This is a genomic window from Stenotrophomonas sp. GD03794, assembly GCF_029842145.1.
GTDB lineage: Bacteria > Pseudomonadota > Gammaproteobacteria > Xanthomonadales > Xanthomonadaceae > Stenotrophomonas > Stenotrophomonas riyadhensis.
The window spans coordinates 30,962-54,843 of the sequence record NZ_JAOCFV010000024.1; the positions used below are offsets into that span (position 1 = coordinate 30,962).

Consider the following 23,882-nt stretch of genomic DNA (forward strand, 5'->3'; position numbering starts at 1 on the left):
AGCCTGCCGAGTACCGCCCCATGACCGAATTCGTCGTCGCCATCCCGGCCCGCTATGCCGCCTCGCGGTTGCCGGGCAAGCCGCTGCGCCTGCTGGGCGGTGAGCCGCTGGTCCTGCACGTGGCGCGCCGCGCGCTGCAGGCCGGTGCCGGCGAGGTCTGGGTCGCCACCGACGATCAACGCATTGCCGACGCACTGTCCGGGCTGGCCGAAGTGAAGGTAGCGATGACCGCCGCCTCGCATGCGTCCGGCACCGACCGCCTGGCCGAATGTGCGCGCATTGCCGGCTGGGCCGACGACACCGTCGTGGTCAACCTGCAGGGCGATGAGCCGTTCGCACCCGCGGCCGGCATCCGTGCGGTAGCCGAGGCGTTGGTCGATGGCAATGCGCCGATGTCGACCCTCGCCACGACCGTCGAAGACGCGCACACCCTGTTCGACCCGAATGTGGTGAAGCTGGTGCGCAACGCGCGCAACGAGGCGATGTACTTCAGCCGCGCGCCGATCGCCTGGCACCGCGATGGCTTCGCACGCAGCCGCGACACGCTGCCGGCCGGTCACAACTGGCTGCGCCATATCGGCATCTACGGCTATCGCGCCGGCTTCCTGCAGCAGTTCGCGGCGATGCCACCGGGCCAGCTGGAACAGGTCGAATCGCTGGAGCAGCTGCGCGTACTGGAAGCCGGTTACCCGATCAGCGTGGCGATCTCACCGGAGCCGTTCCCGCCCGGCATCGATACCCCGGAAGACCTGGAGCGTGCGGAGACGCTGCTGCAGGCAATGGCCGCACGATGAAGCTGCTGGTCGTCTGCCTCGGCAACATCTGCCGTTCGCCGATGGCCGAAGGTGCACTGCGCGCCCGCCTGGACGCCTCGCCGCTGGCAGGCCGGGTGCAGGTCGATTCGGCCGGTACCGGTGACTGGCACGTCGGTGAACCGCCGGACCGGCGCGCGATCGTCTGCGCGGCCGGGCACGGCGTGGACATCGGCGGCCTGCGTGCGCGCCAGCTGCAGGCCGTGGATTTCGACCGCTTCGACTGGATCCTGTGCGCCGACGAAGCCAACCTGCGCGATGCAGGGCGCTTGGCCACACCTGCCCAACGTGAACGCCTGGCACTGTACCTGCCGTGGTCGGGCGGGCAGGGGCAGGTCGCGATTCCCGATCCCTACACCGGCGGCAGCGATCATTTCGAACAGGTCTGGTCGCTGGTCGACGATGCTGCAAAACGTGCGGTGGCACGACTGTTGCATGACGCCGACTCCGGCATAATCGGGCCATGAACGTCCAGCCCGTCCCGGACCTGCCCGAGTTCGCCACCTGGCTCAATGCCACCCCCTGCACCCTGACCGAACTGCGCGGTCGGCCGGTGGCGCTGTTGTTCGTCAACGCCGCCTCCGCCTGGAGCGCGCAACGCCTGGCCGAATTCGGCCAATGGCTGTCGCGCCACCCCGGCAAGCTGCAGCCGCTGGTGCTGCAGGTGCCGCGCTTCGACTTCGAACGCGACGCCGGTACCGCGCTGAAGCTGCTGCGCCGCCAGGGCCTGTCGATGCCGGTGCTGCTCGATGCCGACTGGGATGGCTGGCGCCGCTTCGGCGTCACCGCCTGGCCGACGCTGGTGCTGCTGGACGCGCAGGGCCGCGAGCAGCAACGCCTGGTCGGGCAGGGTGCGCCGGGTGAACTGGAGCGTGCCTTGAACGCCCTGTGCGAGGGCGCACCGCTGGCGCCGCCACGCGGTGGTACCGAGCTGCATCCGGAGCCGCGCCAGGCCCTGCGATTCCCGCTTGGCCTGGCGGTCAGTACCGAACGCCTGTACATCGCCGACAGCGGCCATCACCGCATCCTCGAATGCAGCCATGGTGGCCGCATCCTGCGCCAGTTCGGGCTGGGTACCGCCGATTTCATGGACGGCAACCTCGCCGAAGCGGCGTTCCACCGCCCGCAGGCGCTGGTGCTGGAGCGCGATTCGCTGTACGTCGCCGACACCGGCAACCACGCGGTGCGCCGTATCAACCTGCTGACCGGCATCGTCGACACCCTGTGCGGCAATGGTCGCCCTGGTGCGCCGGTGGAGGGTCCGGTGGCGCAGGCGCGGCAGGTCTCGCTGGACCATCCGGTCGGCCTGGCCATCGCCGACAACCAGCTGCACATCGCGATGGCCGGCGACAACCGCATCTGGAGCTACCACCTGGGCCAGCGCAGCCTGCAATGGCGCGCCGGCAGTGGTGCCATCGACGAGCGCGATGGCAGCGGGCATCTGGCCGCCTTCGCCCAACCCACCGCGTTGGCCGTGGTGCAGCAGGTGCTGTACGTGGCTGATGCCCTGGGATCTTCGGTGCGTGCACTGCAGCTGCGTGGCGACCTGGTGCAGACGCTGGTCGGGCAGGGGCCCTGGCGCTTCGGCAGTGACGACGGTCCGCGCGCGCAGGCCAGCCTGCAGTTCCCACAGGCGATCGCATTGAGCGCGGACGCGCCGCTGTTGTGGATTGCCGATACCGGCAACGGTCGCCTGCGCACGCTGCGTCTGGGCGGCGGTGAACTGACCACCCAGCCGCTGCCGCGCCGCCTGCATGGCCCTGCCGGCCTGGCGGTGGGGGCCGGTGCGGTATGGATCGCCGAGACCGACGCCCATGCCGTCCTGCGATTCGATCCCGACAGCGGCGTGCTCAGCGAAGTGCCGATCAGCGAATGACCGACGTTCCCGCCCCGGCCTTCGACGGCAAGGCCTTCGCGGCCCAGCTCAGCACCGCTCCCGGCGTGTACCGCATGTACGCGGCCGACGACACCCTGCTGTACGTGGGCAAGGCGCGCGCGCTGCGCAACCGCGTCGGCAGCTATTTCAACGGCAGCCCGAAGAACGCGCGGATCATGTCGATGATCTCGCAGATCACGCGCATGGACGTGACCGTGACGCGCTCGGAAGCCGAGGCGTTGCTGCTGGAAAACCAGCTGATCAAGTCGCTGTCGCCGCGCTACAACGTCTCGCTGCGCGACGACAAGACCTATCCGCATGTGCTGCTGACCCGCGAGGACTGGCCGCGCATCGCGCTGCATCGTGGTCCGCGTGCCATTCCCGGTCGCTATTTCGGGCCGTATCCCGGGGTCACCGCGGTGCGTGAAACGCTGAACCTGATGCACAAGCTGTTCAAGCTGCGCAGCTGCGAGGACAGCGTGTTCCGCAACCGCTCGCGGCCGTGCCTGCAGTACCAGATCGGCCGCTGCAGCGCGCCCTGCGTGGAGCTGGTGCCGGCGCCGGACTACGCCGAATCGGTGCGTCGCGCTGCACTGTTCCTGGAAGGCAAGAGCGACGAGCTGACCCGCGAGCTGGGCGAGCAGATGCAGGCCGCCAGCGAGGCGCTGGAGTTCGAGCAGGCCGCGCGCCTGCGTGACCTGATTTCTTCACTGCGCAGCATGCAGACCCGCCAGTACGTGGATGGCCGCGCTGCGGATCTGGACGTGCTGGCGGTGGCCATGCAGGGCTCGCAGGCCTGCGTGCTGCTGCTGGCCTTCCGTGATGGCCGCAATCTCGGCACCCGCCCGTTCTTCCCGCGCACCAATGGCGAGGAGAGCCCGGAGGAAGTGCTGGCCGCGTTCGTCTCGCAGTACTACATCGAATTCGAGCCGCCGCGCGAGATCCTGCTGGATCGCGAGATTCCCGATGCCGACCTGCTGGTGGCCGCGCTGTCAGCCTCGGCCGAGCGTAAGGTGCAGCTGAAGTGGAACGTGCGCGGCGAACGCGCCGGTTATGTGGAACTGGCCAGCCGCAACGCGCAGCTGACCCTGGCCACCGAACTCAACAGCCGCAACGCGCAGCACGCGCGCAGCGACGCGCTGCGCGACATGCTGGGCCTGGCCGAGCCGGTCAAGCGGGTCGAATGCTTTGACATCAGCCATACGCTGGGCGAGGCCACCGTGGCCTCGTGCGTGGTGTTCGACGCCGCCGGCCCGGTACGCGCGCAGTACCGCCGCTTCAACATCAGCGGCATCGAGCCGGGCGACGATTACGCCGCCATGCGCCAGGCTATCGACCGCCGCTTCCGCCGTGCAGTGGAAGAGCAGGGCGTGCTGCCGGACGTGCTGCTGATCGATGGTGGCGCCGGCCAGCTGGCGCAGGCGCAGGCCGCGCTGGCCGACCTGGGCGTGGAAGGCGTGCTGCTGGTGGGCGTGGCCAAGGGCGTGGAGCGCCGCGCCGGCCACGAAGCCCTGGTGATGCCGGATGGACGCGAACTGCGCCCGGGTGCGGCCAATCCCGCGCTGCAGTTCATCCAACAGGTGCGCGACGAGGCGCACCGCTTCGCCATCACCGGCCACCGCGGCCGCCGGCAGAAAGCACGTATGACCAGCAAGCTGGAGGACATCCCCGGCATTGGGCCGCGTCGCCGCGCCAGCCTGCTCAAGCATTTCGGCGGCCTGGTCGGCCTGAAAGCGGCCGGTGAAGCGGAAATCGCCAAGGTGGAAGGCATCAATGACGCCCTCGCGGCACGTATCTACGCTAACCTGCACGGGTTGGCCACGCCTGATGCGGCCGAGTAGAGAGAGAAGCACGCAAGCATGAAGTTGACCCTGCCCACCTGGCTGACGTTGTTGCGGATCGTGATGATCCCGGTGCTGGTGCTGGTGTTCTACCTGCCCTACACCTGGACCAACTTCGCTTCGGCGGCGATCTTCGGCCTGGCTGCGATCACCGACTGGCTCGATGGCTGGATCGCACGCCGCTACCAGCTGGAGTCGGCCTTCGGCGCCTTCCTCGACCCGGTCGCGGACAAGCTGATGGTGGCGGTGGCGCTGTTCCTGATCGTGCAGGGCCACCCGACGCCGTGGATGGCGTTCTGGGCGGCGGTCATCGTTGGTCGCGAGATTGCGGTGTCGGCGCTGCGCGAGTGGATGGCCGAGCTGGGCCAGCGCGCCAAGGTGCGCGTGGCGATGATCGGCAAGGTCAAGACCACCGCGCAGATGGTTGCGCTGCTGTGCCTGCTGTATTCGGTGGCTCCGAACGTGCCGGTGGAAGACATCTGGATGGGCTGGCCGGTGTTCCACATCGGCGACTGGACCCTGGCGATCGCCGCTGTGCTGACCCTGTGGTCGGGCCTGCAGTACCTGCACGCCGCCTGGCCGAGCCTGCGCGATGACGAGCGCGCGGCGCGCGAGCGTGCGCGGCAGAAGAAGCTGGGCAACTGAGCCCCGGGGTCGGATCCTTTTCCGCAGGAAAGAGCGCTGACCCCATCGGTGCGCCTATCCGCGCATGGCGTGGATACGTGGCGCCGGGCACCTCGCAGACCCTGAAAAAAGCGCTTGACGCCATCCTTGGAACGGGTAGAATTTCGCCTCCCAAGCGGGAATAGCTCAGTTGGTAGAGCGCAACCTTGCCAAGGTTGAGGTCGCGAGTTCGAGTCTCGTTTCCCGCTCCAGATTCAAGAAAAACGCTCCCGAAAGGGGGCGTTTTTCGTTTGCGTCCAACGCGCTTCATTGCCACTTCACCGTCGCTCCATCGCCCCACCACATGAAGGTTGGATGCTGCATCCTTCGTTCCAAGGGTGACGCCGCGATGCCTCATCAATCCCCCGCCTGCGACTACGATGTGGTCATCGTCGGCGCCAGTTTCGCCGGTGCCGCCTGCGCGCTTGCCGCTGCCCAATACGGCCTGCGCGTCTGCGTACTCGAACGCAAGGCCGACCCTGGCGAGCGCCTGCACACCACCGGCATTGTGGTGAAGGAGGCGATGGAGCAGACCTGGTTGGGGCGCATGCCCGAACACCTGGTGCAACGCGTCGCGGATGTGCGTCTGTATGCGCCGAACCTGCGCAGCGTGTTGCTGGCTGCACCGGGCTATTACTTCCTCACCACCGATACGCCGAACCTGATGCGCTGGCTGGCCAGTGAGCTGCGCGCGAATGGCGTGGACCTTCGCCTGAAGCAGTCCTTCACCGACGCCCAGCGCAGTGGCGATGGCTGGCAGGTGGACGGGGCAGGGCGCTGTGCCTACCTGGTCGGCGCCGATGGTGCACGTTCGCGCGTGGCCCGGCGTACTGGCCTTGGCCAGGTGCGCGACAATCTCTACGGTGTCGAACGTGAGTTCGCCGGCCTGCAATTGACGCAGGGTGATGCGCTGCATTGCTTCGTCAGCAAGCGCTACGCGCCGGGCTATATCGGCTGGGTCGCGCAGAATCCAACCGGCCTGCAGGTCGGGTTGGCAGTGCGCCATGACCCGGACCGGGTGCGGCCGCCAGATATCGATGGCTTCCTTGAGCATGTGCGCGATGTGGTTGGCATTCCGACATCAGCGCGCCCGTCGGCCACCCGCGCCGGACTGGTACCTTGCGGCCGGCCGCAAGGACAGATCACCGGCCAACGCCTGATCCTGACCGGCGACGCCGCAGGCATCGTCTCGCCGCTGTCGGCTGGCGGCATCCATTCCTCGTGGCGGCATGGTTGGGCGGTCGGCGAGGCGATTGCCCGCCATCTGCGTGGCCAAGGGCCGGACGCCGAGCGGGTAGCGCAGCAGGTCGCCCCGGCCTTCCATGGCAAGCGCCTGCTGCGCTGGGCGATGGATCACCTTCAGGCCGACTGGCCGCTCAATGCACTTCTGCACATGGCCGCCACGCGGCGCATCGCCGAGCAGATCTACTTCCACCGCCGTGGCCTGCGCACGTGAAGAGAGCAGGCGGGGGCGTCTGAACGCCGCCCTTCACTTCACGTGAAAATTCCTGTTGACGCCGTGCAGCAATATCGACACAATAGCGCTCCTTCGACGCAGGTCGAACGAAATCTGCGGGAATAGCTCAGTTGGTAGAGCGCAACCTTGCCAAGGTTGAGGTCGCGAGTTCGAGTCTCGTTTCCCGCTCCAGATTCAAGAAGAACGCTCCCGCAAGGGGGCGTTTTTCGTTTGTCATGAAGTTGGCCGGCAGGGCCACTACAGTCGCGCCACGGCATCTTCATGGCGGGCGTGATATCAGTGGCTCGGCGTGACGAATCCGACGTCAGTGTCGCAATCGGAATGGCGGGTCGTATCGGTCGTGGGGACGACCGCAGGCGCGGGGCTCGGCGAAGACGGCAACAAGACGCAATGGCCTGGATGTTGCATCAGCGTTCCGTGCGTCGCATGCGGTGAAAGGCTGGCGAAAGGCCAACGCCAGCGTTGCCTGAACCGCACGCGTGTTGTGACCTTTTTCGGACCATTTCTCCATGTTCGCTCCACAATCGCACGGTAGCCTTCATGCTCCTTCTACACGTTGGCGGGCTGGTGGTCAGGCGTATCACTCCAGTGGCAGTGCCCAGGACCGGGCGCGGATTCTCCCTGCAGGCAGTGCTGCGCCCCGGCGCGCTGCTGGCCAGCCTGGCCCTGGCGGGCTGCATGTCGGTGCCGGTTCCGGACCTTCCCGACCGTACCCCCAGTGCCTGGACCCAGGTTCCGCAGGGCCAGGGCGTGGCCGTGGACGCGAAACAGTGGTGGAAAGTGTTGTCCGATCCGGCGCTGGACGGCCTGGTTGATCAGGCCATCGCCGGCAACCTCGACCTGCAGCAGGCCACGCTGCGCCTGCAGGCCGTGCGGATCGTCGCAGGCACATCGGACTCGCGCTTCCTGCCGGAGATCTCGGCCAGCGCCAAGCAGGTGCAGGATGCTGCCGCTGTCGATACCTACTTCCACGCCGGTATCGAAGCGATCTGGGACCTGGGCCTGTTCGGCGCCGCCGAGAGCACGCAGCTGAGCGCGCAGGCTTCGGCCGGCAATGCCGAGGCGCTGCGCAATGCCGCACAGGTGGCGGTGATTGCCGACGTGGTGCGCAGCTATCTGGACCTGACCGTGGCGCAGGCCCAGCAGGACCTGCTGGCCCGTCAGCAGGCGGTGGATGATCGCGGCGAACAACTGGCGCTGATCCGCCAGCGTCTGCGCCTGGATGAGCCCGGCGAACTTGATCGTCTGCGTGCGCGCCAGGCAGCGACCCGCGCGGCGACGGCGCAGGCCCGCGAGAATGCGGACAACGCTGCCCGCGCGCTGGCCCTGCTGCTGGGCCGTGATGGCCCGGACCCGGCCTGGCGCAGCTATCGCACGCCGCCGAAGCTGGGCGCGTTCTCGCTGCAGCAGGTGCCGGCCGATCTGCTGCGCCACCGCCCGCAGATTCTGCTGGCCGAATCAGACGTGATGCAGGCCGCGGCGAGCAAGGGCTCCGCACGTGCCGCGATGTATCCGCGGGTCAGTCTCGGCGGCTCGATCCTGTACGCCTACAACCTCACCCAGAACGCCCGCTCCAATTCCGATTCCAGTCCGTCGATCGGCCCGTACGTCGATATCCCGCTGTGGGATTGGGGCCAGCGTCGTGCGCGCTTCAATGCCGATGAAAAGCAGCTGGATGCTGCACTGCTCGGTTACCGCAAGGCGGTGCTGGAAGGTGTGAGCGAAGTGGAAGGTGCACTGGGCAGTTTGGCGCGCCAGGACAGCAGCATCCAGTCGCTGCGCGCGGCCGATGATGCCGCCGGTCAGCAGGTCAAGCGCCAGGCGCGGCAGGTGCAGTTGGGCCTGTCCAGCGAATTCGACGGTCTCGATACGCAGCGCGCCGCACTGGCCTCGCAGGCCGATCTGATCGGTGCGCAGGGCGCGCGCGTGCTCGCGTTCGCCTCGCTGTACCGCGCCCTGGGCGGCGCGCCGCTGCCGGTCGAGGCTGAGGGCGAGGCGCAATGATCGCACTGGCTCGCAAGACCCTGGCCTATGAGTGGCGCCGGTTCCTGCCGGTGGTGCTGGCGATGTGTTTCGCCGGCGTGCTGCTGATCGTGCAGGCGGCGCTGGTGCTGGGCATCTTCGGTACCGCCGCGATCTACGTGAAGGCATCGTCGGCTGATATCTGGGCCGGTTTCCCCGGCACCCAGAGTGTCAACTACGGCCATGCGATCAGCGCGGATGTCGAAAGCCACCTGCGCATGGACCCGGATGTCACCCGCGTCGAGCCCTACGAGTGGGTCGATGGCGAATGGCGGTCCGGCGTGCAGGGTACCGGTAACGTGTCTGTGTACCTGTCCGGCATCTCCACCCAAGGCGACGCGATGATGTTCGCGCGCATCCTGCCCGCCGACCTGCGCGCACAGCTGCGTGAGCCGGGTGCGGTGATCGTCGACAGCGCCGATCTGGATACGCTGGGCGTGGACCTGCAGAACAACCGTGCGTGGATCAACGGCAAGGCGGTGCGTGTGGTCGCCGCACAACCCGGCCTGCGTGGCCTCGGTGGCGTCAACGTGCTGGCGTCGCTGGATACCGCGCGCGCCATTGCTGGCACCGACCCGCACGAGGGCAGTACCTATTTCGTGGCGGGCCTGCGCGCGCCAGACCTGGCCGACCGCGTGCGCGACCGCCTGGCCGCGTCGATGGGGCAGGCCACGCCGGTCGAGTTCTGGACCGCACCGGAGTTCGCCAGCCGCTCGCAGCAATACTGGCTGTTCGATACCGGCGCCGGCATCGCGGTGCTGTTCATGGCCGTCATCGTCTGCTTCGTCGGCGCGGTGATCACCAACCAGTCGTTCGCTTCGGTGGTGGCTGGTTCGGTACGCGAGTACGCCACGCTCAACGCACTCGGTGCCGGACGCTATGCGCTGGCGCGGGTGGTGTTCGAGCAGGCATTGCTGATCGGTGGCGTGGGCATGTTGCTGGCGGCGGCGTTCAGCACCGTCGTGCTGTTGATCGCACAGACCCAGCGCGTGCCGGTGCAGCTGACGCCGATGGTCATCATCGGCTGCGTGGCACTGGTCGCGGTGATGGCCATGCTGTCGAGCATCATGGCGGTACGCAGTGTCGTCCGCTCCGATCCATCGTTGCTGCTGCGTTGAGGACCGGCCGATGACTTCCATACGCGCCGTCGCCCCGACCCTGCAGGCCGATGCACTGGAAAAGGGCTTCATGTCCGGCGATGTGCAGGTGCCGGTGCTGCGCGGCCTGTCGCTGGACATCTATCCCGGCGAGCTGACGCTGGTGTCGGGCCCGTCCGGCTGCGGCAAAAGCACGCTGCTGTCGCTGCTGTCGCTGCTGTCCGGCCTGTCATCGCCCGATGGCGGTCGCGTGCACGCGCTGGGCCAGGACGTGGGCCACATGACCCGCAGTGAAGTGGAGCGCTTCCGCCTGCACCATGTCGGCTTCGTGTTCCAGGGTTTCAATCTGTTCCCCGCACTGACCGCGCTGGAACAGGTGCAGCTGCCGCTGGGCTACCGCGGCATGAGCAATCGCGAAAGTGAACCGCTGGCCCGCAAGGCACTTGAAGAGGTGGGCCTCAGCCACCGCAGCCACATGCGACCGGCGCAGCTGTCCGGCGGCGAGAAGCAGCGTGTGGCCGTTGCCCGCGCCTTCGCCAAGTCGCCCACGCTGATCTTCGCCGACGAACCCACCAGCGCGCTGGACGCCGAGAATGGCCAGCGCGTGATCGACATCCTGCACCGCTACGCACGTGCGCATGGCGCCACCGTGCTGTGCGTGAGCCACGATCCGCGCCTGATCCGGCATGCCGATCGGGTGATCGCCATGGAAGACGGCATGGTCCGTGATGACCGCCGCCAGAACGAAACTGTAGAGTCCGCCCCATGACCAAGACGTTGCACCTGCTTCCCTTCAGCGTGGTACTGTCCGCGGCGCTGCTGCTCAGCGCCTGTTCCAAGGACGCGCCTGCCCAAGCACCTGCAGGTAAATCCAGCACTGCCACCGCCGGAAAGGTCGCGGTGGCGCGCGGCATCATCGACGTCGAGGGTGGCCTGATCGCGCTGGCGCCGCCAGTGGATGGCTCGATCACCGCCGCACCGGTGAAGGAGGGCGCCACGGTGAAGAAGGGGCAGCTGCTGCTGTCGCTGGATGGCGCCCTGCTGCAGCAGGAGGTGGCGATGGCCACTGCCGATCTCGCTCTGGCCAATGACCGCCTGAAGGGCAGCCAGGCGCAGCTGCGCGAACTGGAGCGCAACGCCACCCGCCTGTCCACCGGCGCCAGCGAAGGCGTGTCGTCCAACCAGCAGGCCGATGCGGCCAAGCAGCAGCTGGCCGCTGTGCGCGCCGATGTCGATGTGGCCGGTGCGCAGGTCGACATGGCCCAGCACAAGCTGGAACACGCCAGGCTGAAACTGCAGCAGATGTCGCTGAGTGCACCGGAAGCCGGCACCGTGGTCGGCCAAGTGCCGGGGCTCGGCGCCTTCGTGCAGGCCGGCAAGCCGGCCATCTCGCTTCTGCCGGCGCGTCCGCTGCAGGTGCGTGCAGAACTGAGTGCCGCCTACGCCGATGCCGTGCAGGTGGGCATGAAGGCCACCGTCGTGCCGGACAGCGATGGCGCCGAAAACACCGGCACGCTGCCGTCTGCACGCGTGGTGCGCATCAGCCCGGTGTTCGCGCAGGCACGCCTGCCTGAAGATGCCGGACGAGGCGTGGCCAAGGTGGTGGAGTGCGTGCTGGAGTTCGAAGGCGAGGCCAGGGCCCGCTTCGGCCAGCACGTGCGGGTGGAGTTCCTGAAGTAGATCCGGTCAACCGTTGAGCTGTCGGCCTGGGCGTCGCCAGTACTGAACGAGGGCGATGATGGCAAGCGCCAGCAACATCCCTGCACTGAGCAGCCGCAGCCATTGGGAGTGCAGGCCACGCACGGGGGGTTGATGGATGGCGGACACGCTCCATAGCAATGTCCAGGCGAGCAGCGGTACCAGCACGATCATCAGCCGCAACCACAGGCGGGAGAAGGACCAGGGCCGAAGCATCGACGCGATGACGATGAGCTCGCCCAGACAAAGCAACGAGAATCCGATGACTGCTTGCAGCGGATAGGTTGGAGTCGTGCTTCTTCCCAGGCGTATCTGCCAGTGATCGGGTTGGAAACCAGCGTGCACGAATCCGGCGACAAGCAGGAGCCAAAGCAGGATCAGACAGCAGCAGAACATACGCGGGGGGCGAGGGGGAGACATTGGACGCGGGCCCGTTCGAAGGGGGGCGATAAACATCCCGCCGCTACCGGGTTTGCGTACATGCAATTGATACGAAATCCTGTAGGTGAGAGCCTTCGGGGGGCGCGTAACGGCAGTGCTTCCTGTCTAGGTTCGCGTTCCGTGCCGCGCCCTGGCCACTGCCTTCGCTGCACTCACCGCCGATACCACGCACAGTGCCAGCAGCAGCCCCACGTCCAGTAGCAGCAACCACAGCAGATGCGTGCCGTGCACGGGTGGCTGGTGCATCGCCGACAGCATCCACGGTACCGACCACACCACCAGCAACGCGAACGCGATCAGCAGGCGCAGCCACAGGCGCTTCAGTTTCCAGGGCTGCACGATCAGTGCGGCCACCACCAGCTCGACGGCTCCCAGCAGCGCGAACACGATGACGCTGCTGGTCGGGTAGGGCAGCTCGGCGCCTTCCAGGTGGTGCAGCAGCCAGTAGTCCGGGGTGAAGCCGGCATTGACCAGTGCGGCGATCAGCGCCAGCCAGGTCAGTGCGACCAGCAGCCAGAACAGGCGAACGTAGCGCTTAGGCATGAGTGGAGTCCGTCGTGGTGAGCGCGCAGTGGAGCGACCGATAGCGCAGGCTTGCCACGATTGCAGCCAGCGCCAGCAGGCCGGGCCCCACGGTGAAGTACACCAGGCGCAGCGGATGGTTGTGCATCAGCGTCCAGGTCGCGAACGCCAACGGGATCGCCAGCACCAGCAACTTGGCGAACAGTGGCCGCAGTACCGCGATCAACGGCTGGGCGCCAATGAACATCCAGAACAGATGGAACTGGGCGATGCCCAGGCCGATGTCGCGATGGGAGGTGAAGCCGAAATAGTCGCGATACGCGTTCATTCCCCGCGGAATCAGTGCCCAGTACAGCAGCGCCACCAGCAGATGCAGCAGCAGGGCGATCAACAGGGGCGTGCCGCGAAGGAGCATGGGCGAACGGGACCGGGCGGGGCAGCGTACCCCAGTGCGGACGCCCGTGACCGCATGATGTGAAGACTGTTGACGGCGTGAAGGAATTTGGACACAATAGCGCTCCTTCGACGCAGGTCGAACGGAATCTGCGGGAATAGCTCAGTTGGTAGAGCGCAACCTTGCCAAGGTTGAGGTCGCGAGTTCGAGTCTCGTTTCCCGCTCCAGATTCTACAGGGCCCCGGTAGGGGCCTTGTTTTTCTCCCGCCACGGCAAGGCGGGGCACGTTGGGCCACAAGGCTTTACGCGCAGTCAGAAAGGTGAAATCGCTGGTGTGTGTTCCGGATTTCCGGTACCATGGCGGCTTACGCGGGAATAGCTCAGTTGGTAGAGCGCAACCTTGCCAAGGTTGAGGTCGCGAGTTCGAGTCTCGTTTCCCGCTCCATGTTCCGACAGGCCCCATCATGGGGTTTTGTCTTGTCAGGGCCCTGTTCCTGGCGCGCAGTACGTTGGCCTCATGGCAGAGTGGCTATGCACCGGATTGCAAATCCGTTTACAGCGGTTCGATTCCGCTTGAGGCCTCCAATTGAAAAGCCCTGACTCCGGTCAGGGCTTTTTGTTTGTCTGGATACCGGCACGTGCCCGGATCGATACTCGCTACAGCCGGGCCAGCGCCTGCACCGTGGCCTGCGTCAGCGGCTGGGGCAGTGAATCCTCGGCAAACCAGCCTAGCCCGGTCTGCACACCCGGCTCCTGGATGGAGGCCTCGGTGCAGGTAGTTGCCCGTGCCTCGTAGATCGGCGCAACCCAGTGCTGCGCAAGCGCCGGCTCGAAATGATCGGCCACGCATAGCAGGCGCAGCAGCTGCACTTCCAAGGCGGTCTCCTCGCGGACTTCGCGGACCACGGCAGCCTCTACCGTTTCCATCCAGTCGACTTTGCCGCCGGGCAGGCCCCAATGCCCGCGCTCCGGATCGCGTCCGCGCTGGATCAGCAGGATGCGGCCGTCGGCATCACGGACGACGGCGCCGCATCCAACGCGGGGAATCTGCAGTTCAGTCATGGCGGTGAATGAAGAAGGGACGATTTTCATTCTTGCATGCACGCCGCATCAGGCGAACCCGCGCTAGGCTGGGCACCTGTGCATCAGCAACCTCACAGGTGTGTCGCATGCTTCTCCGGCAACTCAGCGCTGACGACGCCGATATTCTCTGGCAAGCACGGTTGCAGGCCCTTCGCGAGTCGCCCGCGGCGTTCCTGTCCACGCTGGCCGAGGCGCAGGATGACGCGGCGGACGTGATGCGCGCCCAGCTTGCCGATCCTGGTACCCGCTACTTCGGCACGTTCGTTGACGGCATGCTGGCGGGCTTCCTGCGCTATGTGCGCCCGGTGCGGTTGGCGCGGCGGCATACGGCGGAGGTCCACAGCGTCCATGTTGGCGCAGCCCATCGTGGACACGGCATCGCCCGTCAACTGTTCCTTGCGGCATTCGCGGCGGCACGCGCGGATGGCATCGAGTCGCTCACGCTCACGGTGCTGGCAGACAACGCTGCCGCGCGTGGACTGTACGAATCGTTGGGATTCACCGAATCCGGCGTCGAGCCGCGCGCGGTGAAGCGCGACGGCCGCTATGTGGACATGGTGTCGTACTGGATTTTAGTGACCAGCCACCCACCATCGCCGGCACCTTGAATCACCGCCTCTATGCCGGGTCGTGTGCCGGCGTCTGCGCGCGGAAGTTGCGCCCGATTGGTTCACCCACACCCAGGTAGTGGCGGAACAGATAGATCAACGGTTTCCAGCGAGCGACATTGATGTGCTGGCTGCCTGCATGGGTGATCGCCTCATGCGCATGCACGCAGCGGATGCGGCCTTCGACGATCACGAAGTGCTGGCCATCGTCATCACTGGGTGCGTGCATCGCCATCACCGTGACTTCCACCTGCAGCGGGCATTCGGCAATCGTAGCGGGTGCCACCTGTGCTGACGGTACTGCGGTAAGGCCGCCCAGCGCGAACTTGTCGCGCACATGCACGTAGCCCATCGCCTGCTTGGCATCGGGAACCGGATCGCGGCCGGTCGCACGCGCGATGGCCTCGACCTGGGCCGCCTGGGCAGAGGAGGGAAAGTTCAGCACGCACTCGTTGCGCAGCTGCAGGTTGCGATAGCCCTGGCCCTGCGTGCCGAGCCCCAGTACCACCCGGTTGCCCAGCGCCCAGAACGAAGAGAGCGGGCTGATGTTGCTGCTGCCGTCGGGATTGAGCGTGGTCATCAGCAGTACCGGCGTGCCCGGGTACAGGACCGAAGGCGTGATGCGCCGACGCTGGATCGAAGGGTTCGTCACTGGGGTTCTCGGAAGAGCGGGGCGGTGACTGTGCGCCGAGGCGGCCCGACAATGCTTCGGTCTGCATCGAACTGTCGGCCGGCGCCTGCATGCCACAATGCCGGCATGGTCCACACCTCCGGTTCCCTTGTCAGTGTCGGTGCCCTGGTCGGCGACCAGGCACGTGCCACGATGTTGCTGCAGCTGATGGACGGCCGCGCGTACACCGCGATGGAGCTGGCGCGGGTGGCCGGGGTGACGCCGCAGACGGCGAGCACGCACCTGCGGCGCCTGATCGAGGGTGATCTGCTGGTGGTCGTTCCACAGGGCCGTCACCGCTACCATCGACTGGCCTCGACCGAGGTCGCGGACATGCTGGAGGGTATCCTGCGTGTGGCCGAGCGCACGCCGTCATGCACCGCTGCGGCGTCACGCAACCTGCCGGCGCTGCGCGAGGCCCGCTCGTGCTACCGCCACCTGGCCGGCGTGCATGCGGTGGCCATCACCGATCACCTGCTGCAGTCCGGATACGTGTTGCCGCGCGACGGCTATTGGCAGGTGAGCGTGGAGGGCGCGGCGTTCCTGCGGGAGCTCGGCCAGCCACTGGCCGAGGTGCTGCAGCAGCCGGTGACGGCCAGGCCCGCGCGCTATTGCCGGGGATGCCTGGACTGCACCGAGCGGCGCCCGCATCTGGCCGGGCTGGTCGGCGAGGCGATGCTGGACAGCTTCGTGAACAACGATTGGCTGCGGCGCGTAGAAGGCCGCCGCGAACTGCGGCTGACCCCGCCAGGGCGCGAAGCGTTGTGGAAGCGGTTCGGCCTGGCGACCTGAGCGCCCGGCCAGTCTCATTCACCCGCGACATGCGGAGGCGCTATGGTCAGGTTCCAAGTCTTAGGGAGCTGCAATGGCGAGCAAGGACATGATGGACCGCAGTACGCAGCCGGAATGCCACCGATGAGCAAATCCGCTGCGGAAGTACGCTGGTTGACGTTCCGGCTGATGAACGGCCAATCGATCGGGCCGGACCGGTTGAAGGATGGTTGGGTGGTCGCCTCGGAGACCCGCCACTGTGGCGTGCGGCGCGAGGCCATCGAAGGCGCCGGCGTGGTCTACGCGCTGTATGCACCGGCCAACCTGGCCTCACCGCGTCGCGCGGAAATGCGCATGCGCGAATTCCTGATGAGTTCCGGCTACACCTTCACCATGGGCACGCTGGGCGGCTGACGCCGCCCGTTGCGATTACGGGCGCACCGTCAGCGCCTGGCCGAGTGTTCCGATCGGGCCGCGCGCATCATGCAGCACGGTGCTGGTCAGGCCGATGCCCTGGCGGCCGAACGACACCGACGTATCGAAACCCAGCCACTCGCCTTCGGGCATGCCGAACAGGTGAGCGGTGAGGTCCAGGTTCGGGAAGGCCACTTCCTTCGGATCGGCGCGTACTGCCATGCCGTTGGACAGGTCGAACAGCGTGGCGGCACGGGCCAAGGGGCTGACCGGTTCGCCGTCCAGCAGCGACTGCGTTGCGCGCGCCCAGTAGGTTGCACGGCCGGGTCCCTGATCGTGGCGACGGATCTCGATGCTCTGGATGAAGCCACCGGGCCAGACCGTGCCCGGGTCCCATGCCGGCATCGATTCCGGCGGCGCAATGCCGGTGATCGGCGTACCGGCGATGGTCTCGGTGTCGTTCGGGCGCATCAACCAGGCGCGCACACGCAGCGCTGGACGGTCACTGTGCCGAAGTGTGGCCTCCACCAGTTCGATGGTGCGACCGCCGCGCAGCACCTCTACCTCGGCGTCCATCGCTTCGATCGGGATGGTGCCGAGGATGTCGTAGGACAGGCGCGCGATCAGGAAGCCATGACCGCGTGCCGCGGCGTCGCGTTCGAGGTGGTGGGCCAGCAACCCGATCGCCGGTGCGATGTGCTGCTCGCGGATGTTCCAGGCGCCGCCGGTATGTTCGGTCGGCAAGTAGCGGGTATCGCTCAGTCGTTCGAAGAAGGCCATCGTGTCTGTTGCTTCCGCGGGGAAAGAGGCGGCAGGGCGGTTGCCGGCCTCTGCATCCTAAGCGGTCGGCAATGGCATGCGCTGCGCCAAAGCGGTCAATTGTGCATGCGCGCGGGCCATGCCCTGCTCGATGCCATGTGGGCGGATGTCCATGCCTTCGGCGTAGACGAAATCAACCTCGGTGATGCCGATCAGGCCCAGCACCGATTGCAGGTAGGGCGTCATCGTGTCGGTGCCCTGGCCGACATGCACGCCGCCGCGCGGGCTGAACACCACCGCTTCCACGCCCTGGACCAGGCCCTGCGGCCAGGTGTCGGTGTAGCGGAAGGTCACGCGCGCGCGCGCCACCAGGTCGAACCAGTTCTTCAGCGGCGTCGGCACGTTGAGGTTGTACATCGGCGCGGCGATCAGCAGCAGGTCGCTGTCCATCAGCTCGCCGATCAGCGCATCGGACAGCGCGATGGCCTGTCGTGCGCGCGGCCCCGGGTTCTCTGCACCGCGCAGGGCGTGGAAGATCTCCTCATCCAGCACCGGCAGGTCCAGTGCGGTGAGGTCGCGCACGGTGACGGCGTCATCGAAGCCCTGTGCGGCACGCTCGGCGAGGAAACGATTGATCAGGCCGGCGCTGCGCGAGGCGGTGCCGTTGAGGCTGGAGTGGAGGACAAGCACCTTGCTCATGGCGGGAAGTCGATCTGCGTGGAAGGGAGGGCGTCCACTCTAGACTTTGAAAATTTCGCCAGTGGCTCTATTTTGTCCATCCATTGGTTCCGGAATGGATACATCGTGGCCCTGTCCGATCTCAACGGTATCGATGTGTTCGTGGCCACGGTGCAGGCTGGCAACTTCGCGCAGGCCGCTGATGCGCTGCAGGTCACCCGTTCGGCAGTGGCCAAGAGCATTGCGCGGCTGGAAGCACGACTGGGCACGCAGTTGTTCCAGCGCACCACCCGCAGCCAGCAATTGACCGAGGCGGGGGCGCTCTACTACCAGCATTGCCTGCGCGCGCTGGAGGAAATCCGTGCAGGCGAGGCTGCGCTCGAGGGCGGGCGCAAACAGGTTGCCGGTCGCCTGCGCGTGTCCCTGCCGGTGTTGTTCGGCCACCTGTGCATCGCACCGATCCTGCTTGAGCTGGCGCGGCAGCATCCGGCGCTGGCGCTGGACCTGCAGTTCAATGATCGTACGGTCGACCTGCGCGAGGAGGGCATCGACCTGGCGATCCGCATTGGCGCATTGCCGGACAGCAGCGATCTGGTGGCGCGGCCGCTGGGCGAACACCGTATGGCGATCTGCGCCTCGCCGGCGTTCATGGCCGGGCGCGAGCTGCCGCACACCGTGGACGCACTGCGTGGGCTGGAGGCGGTGGCTTACAGCCGGCGCGGCCAGGTGATGGAATGGAAGATGCGGGTGGAGGGCGAGCCGCAGGTGTTGAAGCCGGATGCACGCGTGCAGATGGACGATCTGCAGGGCGTGGCCGATGCGGTCGTGGCAGGGTTGGGCGTGGCCTGGCTGCCGTATTGGCTGGTGCGCGATGCCCTGCAGCAGGGGCGGTTGCTGGAAGTTTTTCCGGCCGCCTCCAGTGCGATCTATCCCATCCATGCGGTGTGGCCGCGGGTGCCGCACCTGCCGTTGAAGACGCGGGTAGCGGTGGACGCATTGCTGCAGCAGTTGCCGGCACGCCTGCTGGAGGTGGAGGCCGGACGCACCGGTGGGCGCTGAGCCGGCTCCCGCAGGAGCCGGCCGGATGCCGGTCAGGGAGACGGGCAATCCATTTCACGGCACAGGCGGTACTCGGCGTCGCATTGTTCGGAGGTCTTGCCCAACGGTCCATGTGTCGCGCGCAGGCACTGCTCGTATTTCAGCGTGCAGAAGTCGCAGGAATCTGCGGCGAAGGCCAGGCCAGTCACGGCCATGCCAAGGAGCATCACGGTCTTCAAGGTCGTCTTGATCATCACGTCAGTCCTTTGTCTGCCCTTCAATGGGCGGGGCTACCATAGCAGTCCTTCCATCGCGGCCTTGACGCACCGCGACACGCGTTGTGCTCACCGCCGTGCAGCCTTCAACGCCTCGACCACGTCGGCTTCAGAGAAACCGCAATGCCCTTCGCCCGCCGCAGGCAGCACCTTCGGCAACGGCCGTGCGCCGGCATGTGCCGCCAGCTGCGGATACACCGCCTGCATATGCGGCACGATGGTGGGGTCGTTGTTGTTGAACTGGATCACCAGCGGTCGCTTCAACGCGCCGCTCAGTGCCAGCTTCGCGCGGACATCGGCCTGCGCCGCAGGCATGGCGTCGAGACGCTGCACGCCGGCATTGAACGCCGTGTCGTCACCGAAGCCACGGTAGACCACGCCCCTGTTGCCCACCGGCATGCCGCCGCTACGTGTCGCCAGTTCGTGCAGGACCAGTGCGTGCAGGCTGATCGTGCCGGCAAGTGCATCCGGAGCGACCTGTAGTTGCTTGGCAAGCACGTCGGCATGCTGGGGGTTCTGCTGCAGCGCGCCGGCGATGCCTTGATAGAGCGCTCCCTGCGGCAACGCGGCAGCTTCATGCGACGCCAGTCCACTGGCCGGCAGGCCTTCCGCGTTGGGGAAGAAGTAATCGAAGGCGACCAGCGTGGTCAGCAGATCCGCGGCGATCTGTTCGCCATTGAGGTTGGCACCGCACAGCGAGACGCCACCGGCGTAGTGCTGCGGGTAGCGCTCGAGGCTGGCGAGTGTCACCGCACCGCCCATCGAGAATCCGAGCAGCCAGGTGTGGCGCACACGCTTGAGTTCGCCCAGCGCGTGCTGGCGCAGACGCTCCATGTCGGTGATCGCATCGGCCACGGCCCAGCCCTGGCTGGCATAGGCGCTCTGCGCGACGGCGTAGCCTGCGGCCAGCAGCGTTGCAGTGCTGTCATTGGCGGTCATCGGCGTAGTGCGCGGCACGCCCACCGGCTCGTAGCCGTGCGCCAGCATCACCAGGTCGCCGTTCCAGTCAGCCGGCACGTCCAGGCGCCAGGGTGCCCCCTGCAGTTCACCGCTGAGCATGCGCGGTGCAGGCGGTGACGCAGCCAGCAGCGATGCCGAAAGCAGCAGCAGCAGGCCGAGGGCGAGGGCGCAACGAAGCAAGGGGCGCATGGTGGTCATTCCATCCGGGAATGGCGCCGAGCATAGATGCCTGCGAATTGTTGCGCGCGCTGCACTGCCGCAGGGGATTGCCGGTCGGCCGTGCTGCGTTCTACGCTGATGGCATGGCCCTTCACACCATCGCGTCGATTATCCGCATTCCCCACGGGAAGGCGGGATAGCGCGCGGTCGTCACGGCCATGCAACCCGCCCGGGAAGGCGGGTTGCATGCGGCGCTCTCCCGGGTACTGGAATCCACCGAGGAGAACGCAGATGCACCCGCTTTCATCGAACGGCGACGCCCCGACCCTGCACCTGGTATGCGGCAAGATCGGCGCCGGAAAATCCACCCTGTCGCAGCAGCTGGCGGCGCAGCCACGTCACGTGCTGATCAGCGAGGACGCTTGGCTGGCCGCGCTGTATCCCGACCAGATCCATTCCATCGCCGATTACCTGCAGCGCGCGGCCGCGTTGCGCGGCGCGCTGACGCAGCATGTATGCGCGATCCTGCAGGCCGGCGTTCCGGTCGTGCTCGACGTTCCGTTCAACACGCCCGCCGCCCGCGCCTGGGGCCGCGAACTGTTCGAGTCGGCCGGCGTTGCCCATCAACTGCATTTTCTCGATGTTCCCGATGCCATCTGCAAGGCGCGTCTGCGCGCCCGCAACGCGTGCGGTGAACACCCGTTCCAGGCGAGTGATGAAGCCTTCGAGCAGATCACCAGCCACTTCGTGGCACCTGCGCCGGAGGAGGGCTTCGTGGTGATCCGTCATATGCAGGAGGGGTGAGGGCTCGGGAAGGGCCGTGCTCAGTTGTTCACCGTGGCGGCGATTCCGATACGATTTGACGTATTGAACCCAACCCGCTTGATCTGGAGTCCCGCCGTGGTCGACCGTCTTGCCATCCTGCTCGAACGCTTCGCGGTCACCGCCTCGGTGTTCCATGCCGGCGCGCTGTGCGGCATCAACACCCTGCAGGGGGAGGATGAGGCCGGCCAGCTGCATCTGGTGCGGCGCGGCCCGCTGCAGGTCAGCCACGGCCAGCAGACTGTGCAGGTCGAGGTGCCCAGCCTGCTGCTGTACCCGCGGCCGATGCCGCACCGCTTCAGTACCGACCCGCAGCACGGCGCCGACATGGCCTGCGCAAACCTGCATTTCGAAGGTGGCCCGCTCAATCCGATCAGCGCGGCACTGCCGGATTTCATCTGCCTGCCGCTGGCGGATCTGTATGGCGGCCACGCGGCGCTGGAACTGCTGTTCGAAGAGGCCTTCGAGCAGCGTTGTGGCCGTGCGGCGATGGTCAACCGGCTGTTCGAGGTGGTGATGATCCAGGTGCTGCGTCAGCTGATGGAAGGGGGCGAGATGCGCGGCGGCCTGTTCGCCGGGCTCGGTCATCCGCGGCTGCGTCTGGCGCTGGTGGCGATGCACGAAGCGCCGGCTCAGGCGTGGACGCTGGAAGACCTGGCCGATGTCGCCGGCATGTCGCGCAGCGTGTTCGCGGCCAGCTTCCGTGAGGCGATGGGCACCACCCCGGGCCAGTACCTGCAGGGCTGGCGGGTGGGCTTGGCGCAGCAGGCGCTGCGGCAGGGGCGCCCCTTGAAGCGGATCGCCGACGATGTCGGCTATGGCAGCGAAGCGGCGCTGTCGCGCGCGTTCAAGGCGCACACCGGGCAGTCGCCGCGGGAGTGGCGCGGACAGGCACGCGCGGGTGCGGCCTGAGCCTCAGCCTCAGCCTCAGCCCAGCACCAGCCGGGCCAGCTTCATGCCACCGAACAGACCGGCCAGGCCCAGCGCCACCGAGCCACCGGCATACAGTGCCGCCAACCCATGCTGGCCACGCTGCAGCAGCAGACCGATCTCCAGCGCGTAGGTGGAAAACGTGGTGTAGCCGCCGAGGATGCCGGTGGCCAGCAACAGGCGCAGCTGCGGCGAGGCGCCATTGCGCATGGCGAAGACCTCGACCACCACGCCCATCAGCAGCGCACCGCTGATGTTGATCAGGAAGGTCGACCAGGGCCAGGGACTGCCGACCGCCACCCGCGCGCCGATCAGGTTGCAGGCGTGGCGCAGGCAGGCGCCGATGCCGCCGCCGACGAAGACCAGGAAATAGTTGTTCAATGCTTGCATGGCGTGCCTCGAATGCGGGTTCGCAGGGTCAGTGGCGAACGCCGAGGGCAGGCACGACCTGCCGTCGACGAACACCTGGTTCGTCCTGGCAGGAGCCATCAGCCTTCTCAGGCGGTTATCGGGGGAGCCCCATCCCCATCGCGGTCCATGCTACCAGCGGCGGTGCATTCACGTCATCGAGGTCGTCAGAACGCGAGCCACCTTGCTGCGGCTGAAGCCATCCATCAGCAGTTCGAACGCGAGCAGATCCAGCGCCGCATGGCGGCGGTGGTCGATCTCCAGCCCGTTCTCGGCCACCAGATGGCTGACCAGCTCATAGGCGTCCTGCCAGACATCCAGATGGGCCTGGCTGGGGATGTAGGCATTGCCCCGTTCGCCTACGCCCAGCCCGCTCATCCCGTACAGCAGCTCGCGCGCGTCCAGCTTGGCCGCATCGGCGATGCGGAACAGCTGTTCGGCCTTCACATGGGAGGGGCTGACGTGGTCGTTCAACCAGTTGCTGATGGTTGCCGTGGTGGAGTGCGCGGCGCGGGCCAGATCGGCCGGGCGAGGGTGCCCGGCTTTCTTCATGGCGGCGGCGAGTCGTTGGCCGAGAGTATTCATCTATGCAAGCCAGCTTAACGCGTGGATTGCGAAGAAGCCTTGTCGCAAGAATCAGTCTGGTTAACAGAAGGACCGACCGTGACCGAATTCTGGAGCAAGCGGCAGGTGCGTACCCGGCTGGGATTCCAGACCGATGCCGAACTGGCGCGCTTCTTTGGCATAAGCCGATCTGCCGTGTCGCAATGGCCCAAGGAGTTCCCGATTCCTGCCCTGAGGCAGTACATCCTGCATCAGCGTTATCCGAACCTGTTCCCCGCGACTGAAGCGAAGGGCAGCGAATCCATCTGAACTGCGCCGTCTTTTGTCGCATACAGCACACTTAGCACTATTTGCTAAGTACACTTAGCAAAATAGGTAGATTCGATGGATCGGGGAGAGCCGATCAATCTCTTCAACCGGAAGTGGGAGCCTGGGATCCGAGGGGCATGTCGGGTTCGACCCATCCGGGACGGCCGGGGCCCCGTATGTAGTTTCGTGAACGATTAATAATTTCGATCACGAAAGTCGCTGCATGTAATTGACCTGTCGTGAAATCTATGACTAATTGGCATCAACCGGGCGTGAAGCCCGGGAGTCTTTCAGTAGCACGCAAGTGAGTCGGTAGACCGTCAACGATGCAGAACAAGTCCAACGGAGGTCGTATGGAATACGGCATGCATGGCTTGGCTGAACGGGTACGCCGCGAACTGGAAGCCAGCTATCACAAACACGGATGCGGTCCGGCGTTCTGGGATACCTACCAGCAGGTGCTGGACCGCCTGGTCCCGCAGGGGACCGAGCGTACCGAAGTCACCAACGAAATGGCGCTGATCATCGAGCAGCTGGGCATCGTCCGACGTGCGCAGCTGGTTCCGCCGCACGCCAGCGGGCCGCGTTGAT

29 protein-coding genes, 5 tRNA genes and 1 riboswitch are annotated in these 23,882 nt (G+C 66.6%); of the genes, 23 read left to right on the forward strand and 11 right to left on the reverse strand.

What is annotated here, in order from left to right; translation table 11 throughout:
• Window positions 1–20 precede the first annotated feature (20 nt).
• The 12 genes from kdsB to N5D91_RS13985 all read left to right on the forward strand — a co-directional run bounded on the left by kdsB (window position 21) and on the right by N5D91_RS13985 (window position 11,468).
• On the forward strand, window positions 21–794 hold the full coding sequence (kdsB, locus tag N5D91_RS13930; protein ID WP_110711797.1) for a 3-deoxy-manno-octulosonate cytidylyltransferase: 774 nt from the start codon (window positions 21–23) through the stop codon (window positions 792–794).
• Window positions 791–1,279, forward strand: a complete 489-nt coding sequence (locus N5D91_RS13935; RefSeq protein ID WP_180854914.1) for a low molecular weight protein-tyrosine-phosphatase — start codon at window positions 791–793, stop codon at window positions 1,277–1,279. The genes kdsB and N5D91_RS13935 overlap by 4 nt, the downstream gene beginning before the upstream one ends.
• Window positions 1,276–2,688, forward strand: a complete 1,413-nt coding sequence (locus N5D91_RS13940) for a hypothetical protein (RefSeq protein ID WP_110711799.1) — start codon at window positions 1,276–1,278, stop codon at window positions 2,686–2,688. Before N5D91_RS13935 ends, N5D91_RS13940 begins: the two co-directional genes overlap by 4 nt.
• A complete protein-coding gene (gene uvrC / locus N5D91_RS13945) occupies window positions 2,685–4,529 on the forward strand; it encodes an excinuclease ABC subunit UvrC (protein WP_106467615.1) in 1,845 nt (614 codons plus the stop codon). The genes N5D91_RS13940 and uvrC overlap by 4 nt, the downstream gene beginning before the upstream one ends.
• Before the next feature lie 18 nt (window positions 4,530–4,547).
• Window positions 4,548–5,174: a CDP-diacylglycerol--glycerol-3-phosphate 3-phosphatidyltransferase gene (gene pgsA, locus N5D91_RS13950; protein ID WP_012510614.1), complete on the forward strand. Its 627-nt coding sequence runs from the start codon at window positions 4,548–4,550 to the stop codon at window positions 5,172–5,174.
• A 154-nt stretch (window positions 5,175–5,328) separates the two neighbouring features.
• Window positions 5,329–5,404 (forward strand) — tRNA-Gly (locus N5D91_RS13955).
• Window positions 5,405–5,541: 137 nt separating this feature from the next.
• Window positions 5,542–6,648: an NAD(P)/FAD-dependent oxidoreductase gene (locus N5D91_RS13960; protein WP_180854915.1), complete on the forward strand. Its 1,107-nt coding sequence runs from the start codon at window positions 5,542–5,544 to the stop codon at window positions 6,646–6,648.
• 116 nt (window positions 6,649–6,764) lie between these two features.
• Window positions 6,765–6,840: transfer RNA gene (locus N5D91_RS13965), tRNA-Gly, on the forward strand.
• A gap of 369 nt (window positions 6,841–7,209) precedes the next feature.
• Window positions 7,210–8,673 (forward strand): efflux transporter outer membrane subunit, encoded by a 1,464-nt coding sequence (locus tag N5D91_RS13970; RefSeq protein WP_180854916.1) that lies wholly within the window; start codon window positions 7,210–7,212, stop codon window positions 8,671–8,673.
• Complete coding sequence (locus N5D91_RS13975) at window positions 8,670–9,809, forward strand: ABC transporter permease (protein WP_180854917.1); 1,140 nt, start codon at window positions 8,670–8,672, stop codon at window positions 9,807–9,809. Before N5D91_RS13970 ends, N5D91_RS13975 begins: the two co-directional genes overlap by 4 nt.
• Window positions 9,810–9,819: 10 nt before the next feature.
• A complete protein-coding gene (locus tag N5D91_RS13980) occupies window positions 9,820–10,557 on the forward strand; it encodes an ABC transporter ATP-binding protein (protein ID WP_180854918.1) in 738 nt (245 codons plus the stop codon).
• On the forward strand, window positions 10,554–11,468 hold the full coding sequence (locus N5D91_RS13985) for an HlyD family efflux transporter periplasmic adaptor subunit (RefSeq protein WP_180854919.1): 915 nt from the start codon (window positions 10,554–10,556) through the stop codon (window positions 11,466–11,468). Before N5D91_RS13980 ends, N5D91_RS13985 begins: the two co-directional genes overlap by 4 nt.
• Before the next feature lie 6 nt (window positions 11,469–11,474).
• Here the strand turns inward: N5D91_RS13985 and N5D91_RS13990 are convergent, their stop codons facing one another.
• From N5D91_RS13990 to N5D91_RS14000, 3 genes are all read right to left on the reverse strand, one after another.
• On the reverse strand, window positions 11,475–11,831 hold the full coding sequence (locus tag N5D91_RS13990; RefSeq protein WP_180854920.1) for a hypothetical protein: 357 nt from the start codon (window positions 11,829–11,831) through the stop codon (window positions 11,475–11,477).
• A gap of 201 nt (window positions 11,832–12,032) precedes the next feature.
• On the reverse strand, window positions 12,033–12,470 hold the full coding sequence (locus N5D91_RS13995) for a hypothetical protein (protein WP_180854921.1): 438 nt from the start codon (window positions 12,468–12,470) through the stop codon (window positions 12,033–12,035).
• Window positions 12,463–12,864: a hypothetical protein gene (locus tag N5D91_RS14000; RefSeq protein WP_153855180.1), complete on the reverse strand. Its 402-nt coding sequence runs from the start codon at window positions 12,862–12,864 to the stop codon at window positions 12,463–12,465. The genes N5D91_RS13995 and N5D91_RS14000 overlap by 8 nt, the downstream gene beginning before the upstream one ends.
• A 130-nt stretch (window positions 12,865–12,994) precedes the next feature.
• On the opposite strand from N5D91_RS14000, the gene N5D91_RS14005 reads away from it, so the two are divergent.
• The 3 genes from N5D91_RS14005 (at window position 12,995) to N5D91_RS14015 (ending at window position 13,428) form a co-directional block, all read left to right on the forward strand.
• A tRNA-Gly gene (locus tag N5D91_RS14005) sits at window positions 12,995–13,070 on the forward strand.
• 142 nt (window positions 13,071–13,212) lie between these two features.
• Window positions 13,213–13,288: transfer RNA gene (locus N5D91_RS14010), tRNA-Gly, on the forward strand.
• A 66-nt stretch (window positions 13,289–13,354) separates the two neighbouring features.
• A tRNA-Cys gene (locus N5D91_RS14015) sits at window positions 13,355–13,428 on the forward strand.
• A 72-nt stretch (window positions 13,429–13,500) separates the two neighbouring features.
• On the opposite strand, the gene N5D91_RS14020 is transcribed toward N5D91_RS14015, so the two are convergent.
• Window positions 13,501–13,905: an NUDIX domain-containing protein gene (locus N5D91_RS14020; protein ID WP_153855179.1), complete on the reverse strand. Its 405-nt coding sequence runs from the start codon at window positions 13,903–13,905 to the stop codon at window positions 13,501–13,503.
• A 107-nt stretch (window positions 13,906–14,012) separates the two neighbouring features.
• Here N5D91_RS14020 and N5D91_RS14025 point away from each other — a divergent pair, with 107 nt between their 5' ends.
• Window positions 14,013–14,534, forward strand: coding sequence for a GNAT family N-acetyltransferase (locus N5D91_RS14025; protein WP_180854922.1), 522 nt, complete (start codon window positions 14,013–14,015; stop codon window positions 14,532–14,534).
• Window positions 14,535–14,544: 10 nt separating this feature from the next.
• Here N5D91_RS14025 and N5D91_RS14030 read toward each other — a convergent pair whose 3' ends face one another.
• A complete protein-coding gene (locus N5D91_RS14030; RefSeq protein ID WP_180854923.1) occupies window positions 14,545–15,186 on the reverse strand; it encodes a flavin reductase in 642 nt (213 codons plus the stop codon).
• 105 nt (window positions 15,187–15,291) lie between these two features.
• Between N5D91_RS14030 and N5D91_RS14035 the strand changes: the two genes are divergently transcribed.
• Together N5D91_RS14035 and N5D91_RS14040 are read left to right on the forward strand one after the other, a co-directional pair.
• Window positions 15,292–15,996: a winged helix-turn-helix domain-containing protein gene (locus N5D91_RS14035; protein ID WP_110711810.1), complete on the forward strand. Its 705-nt coding sequence runs from the start codon at window positions 15,292–15,294 to the stop codon at window positions 15,994–15,996.
• Between the two features lie 123 nt (window positions 15,997–16,119).
• Window positions 16,120–16,389: a hypothetical protein gene (locus N5D91_RS14040; RefSeq protein ID WP_110711811.1), complete on the forward strand. Its 270-nt coding sequence runs from the start codon at window positions 16,120–16,122 to the stop codon at window positions 16,387–16,389.
• A 15-nt stretch (window positions 16,390–16,404) separates the two neighbouring features.
• Here the strand turns inward: N5D91_RS14040 and N5D91_RS14045 are convergent, their stop codons facing one another.
• Together N5D91_RS14045 and N5D91_RS14050 are read right to left on the reverse strand one after the other, a co-directional pair.
• Window positions 16,405–17,169, reverse strand: a complete 765-nt coding sequence (locus tag N5D91_RS14045) for a thioesterase family protein (RefSeq protein ID WP_180854924.1) — start codon at window positions 17,167–17,169, stop codon at window positions 16,405–16,407.
• A 57-nt stretch (window positions 17,170–17,226) separates the two neighbouring features.
• Entirely contained in the window at window positions 17,227–17,847 is a 621-nt protein-coding gene (locus tag N5D91_RS14050) for an NAD(P)H-dependent oxidoreductase (RefSeq protein WP_180854925.1), read from the reverse strand.
• Window positions 17,848–17,952: 105 nt separating this feature from the next.
• Between N5D91_RS14050 and N5D91_RS14055 the strand changes: the two genes are divergently transcribed.
• A complete protein-coding gene (locus tag N5D91_RS14055) occupies window positions 17,953–18,885 on the forward strand; it encodes a LysR family transcriptional regulator (protein WP_197610514.1) in 933 nt (310 codons plus the stop codon).
• Between the two features lie 32 nt (window positions 18,886–18,917).
• On the opposite strand, the gene N5D91_RS14060 is transcribed toward N5D91_RS14055, so the two are convergent.
• Both N5D91_RS14060 and N5D91_RS14065 read right to left on the reverse strand, forming a co-directional pair.
• On the reverse strand, window positions 18,918–19,118 hold the full coding sequence (locus N5D91_RS14060; protein ID WP_110711815.1) for a hypothetical protein: 201 nt from the start codon (window positions 19,116–19,118) through the stop codon (window positions 18,918–18,920).
• A 90-nt stretch (window positions 19,119–19,208) separates the two neighbouring features.
• A complete protein-coding gene (locus N5D91_RS14065; protein ID WP_180854926.1) occupies window positions 19,209–20,288 on the reverse strand; it encodes a hypothetical protein in 1,080 nt (359 codons plus the stop codon).
• A gap of 261 nt (window positions 20,289–20,549) precedes the next feature.
• On the opposite strand from N5D91_RS14065, the gene N5D91_RS14070 reads away from it, so the two are divergent.
• Together N5D91_RS14070 and N5D91_RS14075 are read left to right on the forward strand one after the other, a co-directional pair.
• Window positions 20,550–21,062: an ATP-binding protein gene (locus N5D91_RS14070; protein WP_180854927.1), complete on the forward strand. Its 513-nt coding sequence runs from the start codon at window positions 20,550–20,552 to the stop codon at window positions 21,060–21,062.
• Window positions 21,063–21,158: 96 nt separating this feature from the next.
• A complete protein-coding gene (locus tag N5D91_RS14075; RefSeq protein WP_110711818.1) occupies window positions 21,159–21,992 on the forward strand; it encodes an AraC family transcriptional regulator in 834 nt (277 codons plus the stop codon).
• Window positions 21,993–22,007: 15 nt separating this feature from the next.
• On the opposite strand, the gene crcB is transcribed toward N5D91_RS14075, so the two are convergent.
• Together crcB and N5D91_RS14085 are read right to left on the reverse strand one after the other, a co-directional pair.
• A complete protein-coding gene (gene crcB, locus N5D91_RS14080; protein ID WP_005412844.1) occupies window positions 22,008–22,400 on the reverse strand; it encodes a fluoride efflux transporter CrcB in 393 nt (130 codons plus the stop codon).
• 82 nt (window positions 22,401–22,482) lie between these two features.
• Window positions 22,483–22,546, reverse strand: a riboswitch (Fluoride riboswitch).
• A gap of 22 nt (window positions 22,547–22,568) precedes the next feature.
• Window positions 22,569–22,970 carry a helix-turn-helix transcriptional regulator gene (locus tag N5D91_RS14085; RefSeq protein WP_110711819.1) on the reverse strand — a complete coding sequence of 134 codons (402 nt, stop codon included), beginning with the start codon at window positions 22,968–22,970 and terminating at the stop codon, window positions 22,569–22,571.
• Window positions 22,971–23,081: 111 nt separating this feature from the next.
• Here N5D91_RS14085 and N5D91_RS14090 point away from each other — a divergent pair, with 111 nt between their 5' ends.
• Complete coding sequence (locus tag N5D91_RS14090) at window positions 23,082–23,291, forward strand: hypothetical protein (protein ID WP_110711820.1); 210 nt, start codon at window positions 23,082–23,084, stop codon at window positions 23,289–23,291.
• A gap of 353 nt (window positions 23,292–23,644) precedes the next feature.
• Window positions 23,645–23,881, forward strand: a complete 237-nt coding sequence (locus N5D91_RS14095) for a hypothetical protein (RefSeq protein WP_088025582.1) — start codon at window positions 23,645–23,647, stop codon at window positions 23,879–23,881.
• Window position 23,882: the final 1 nt, after the last annotated feature.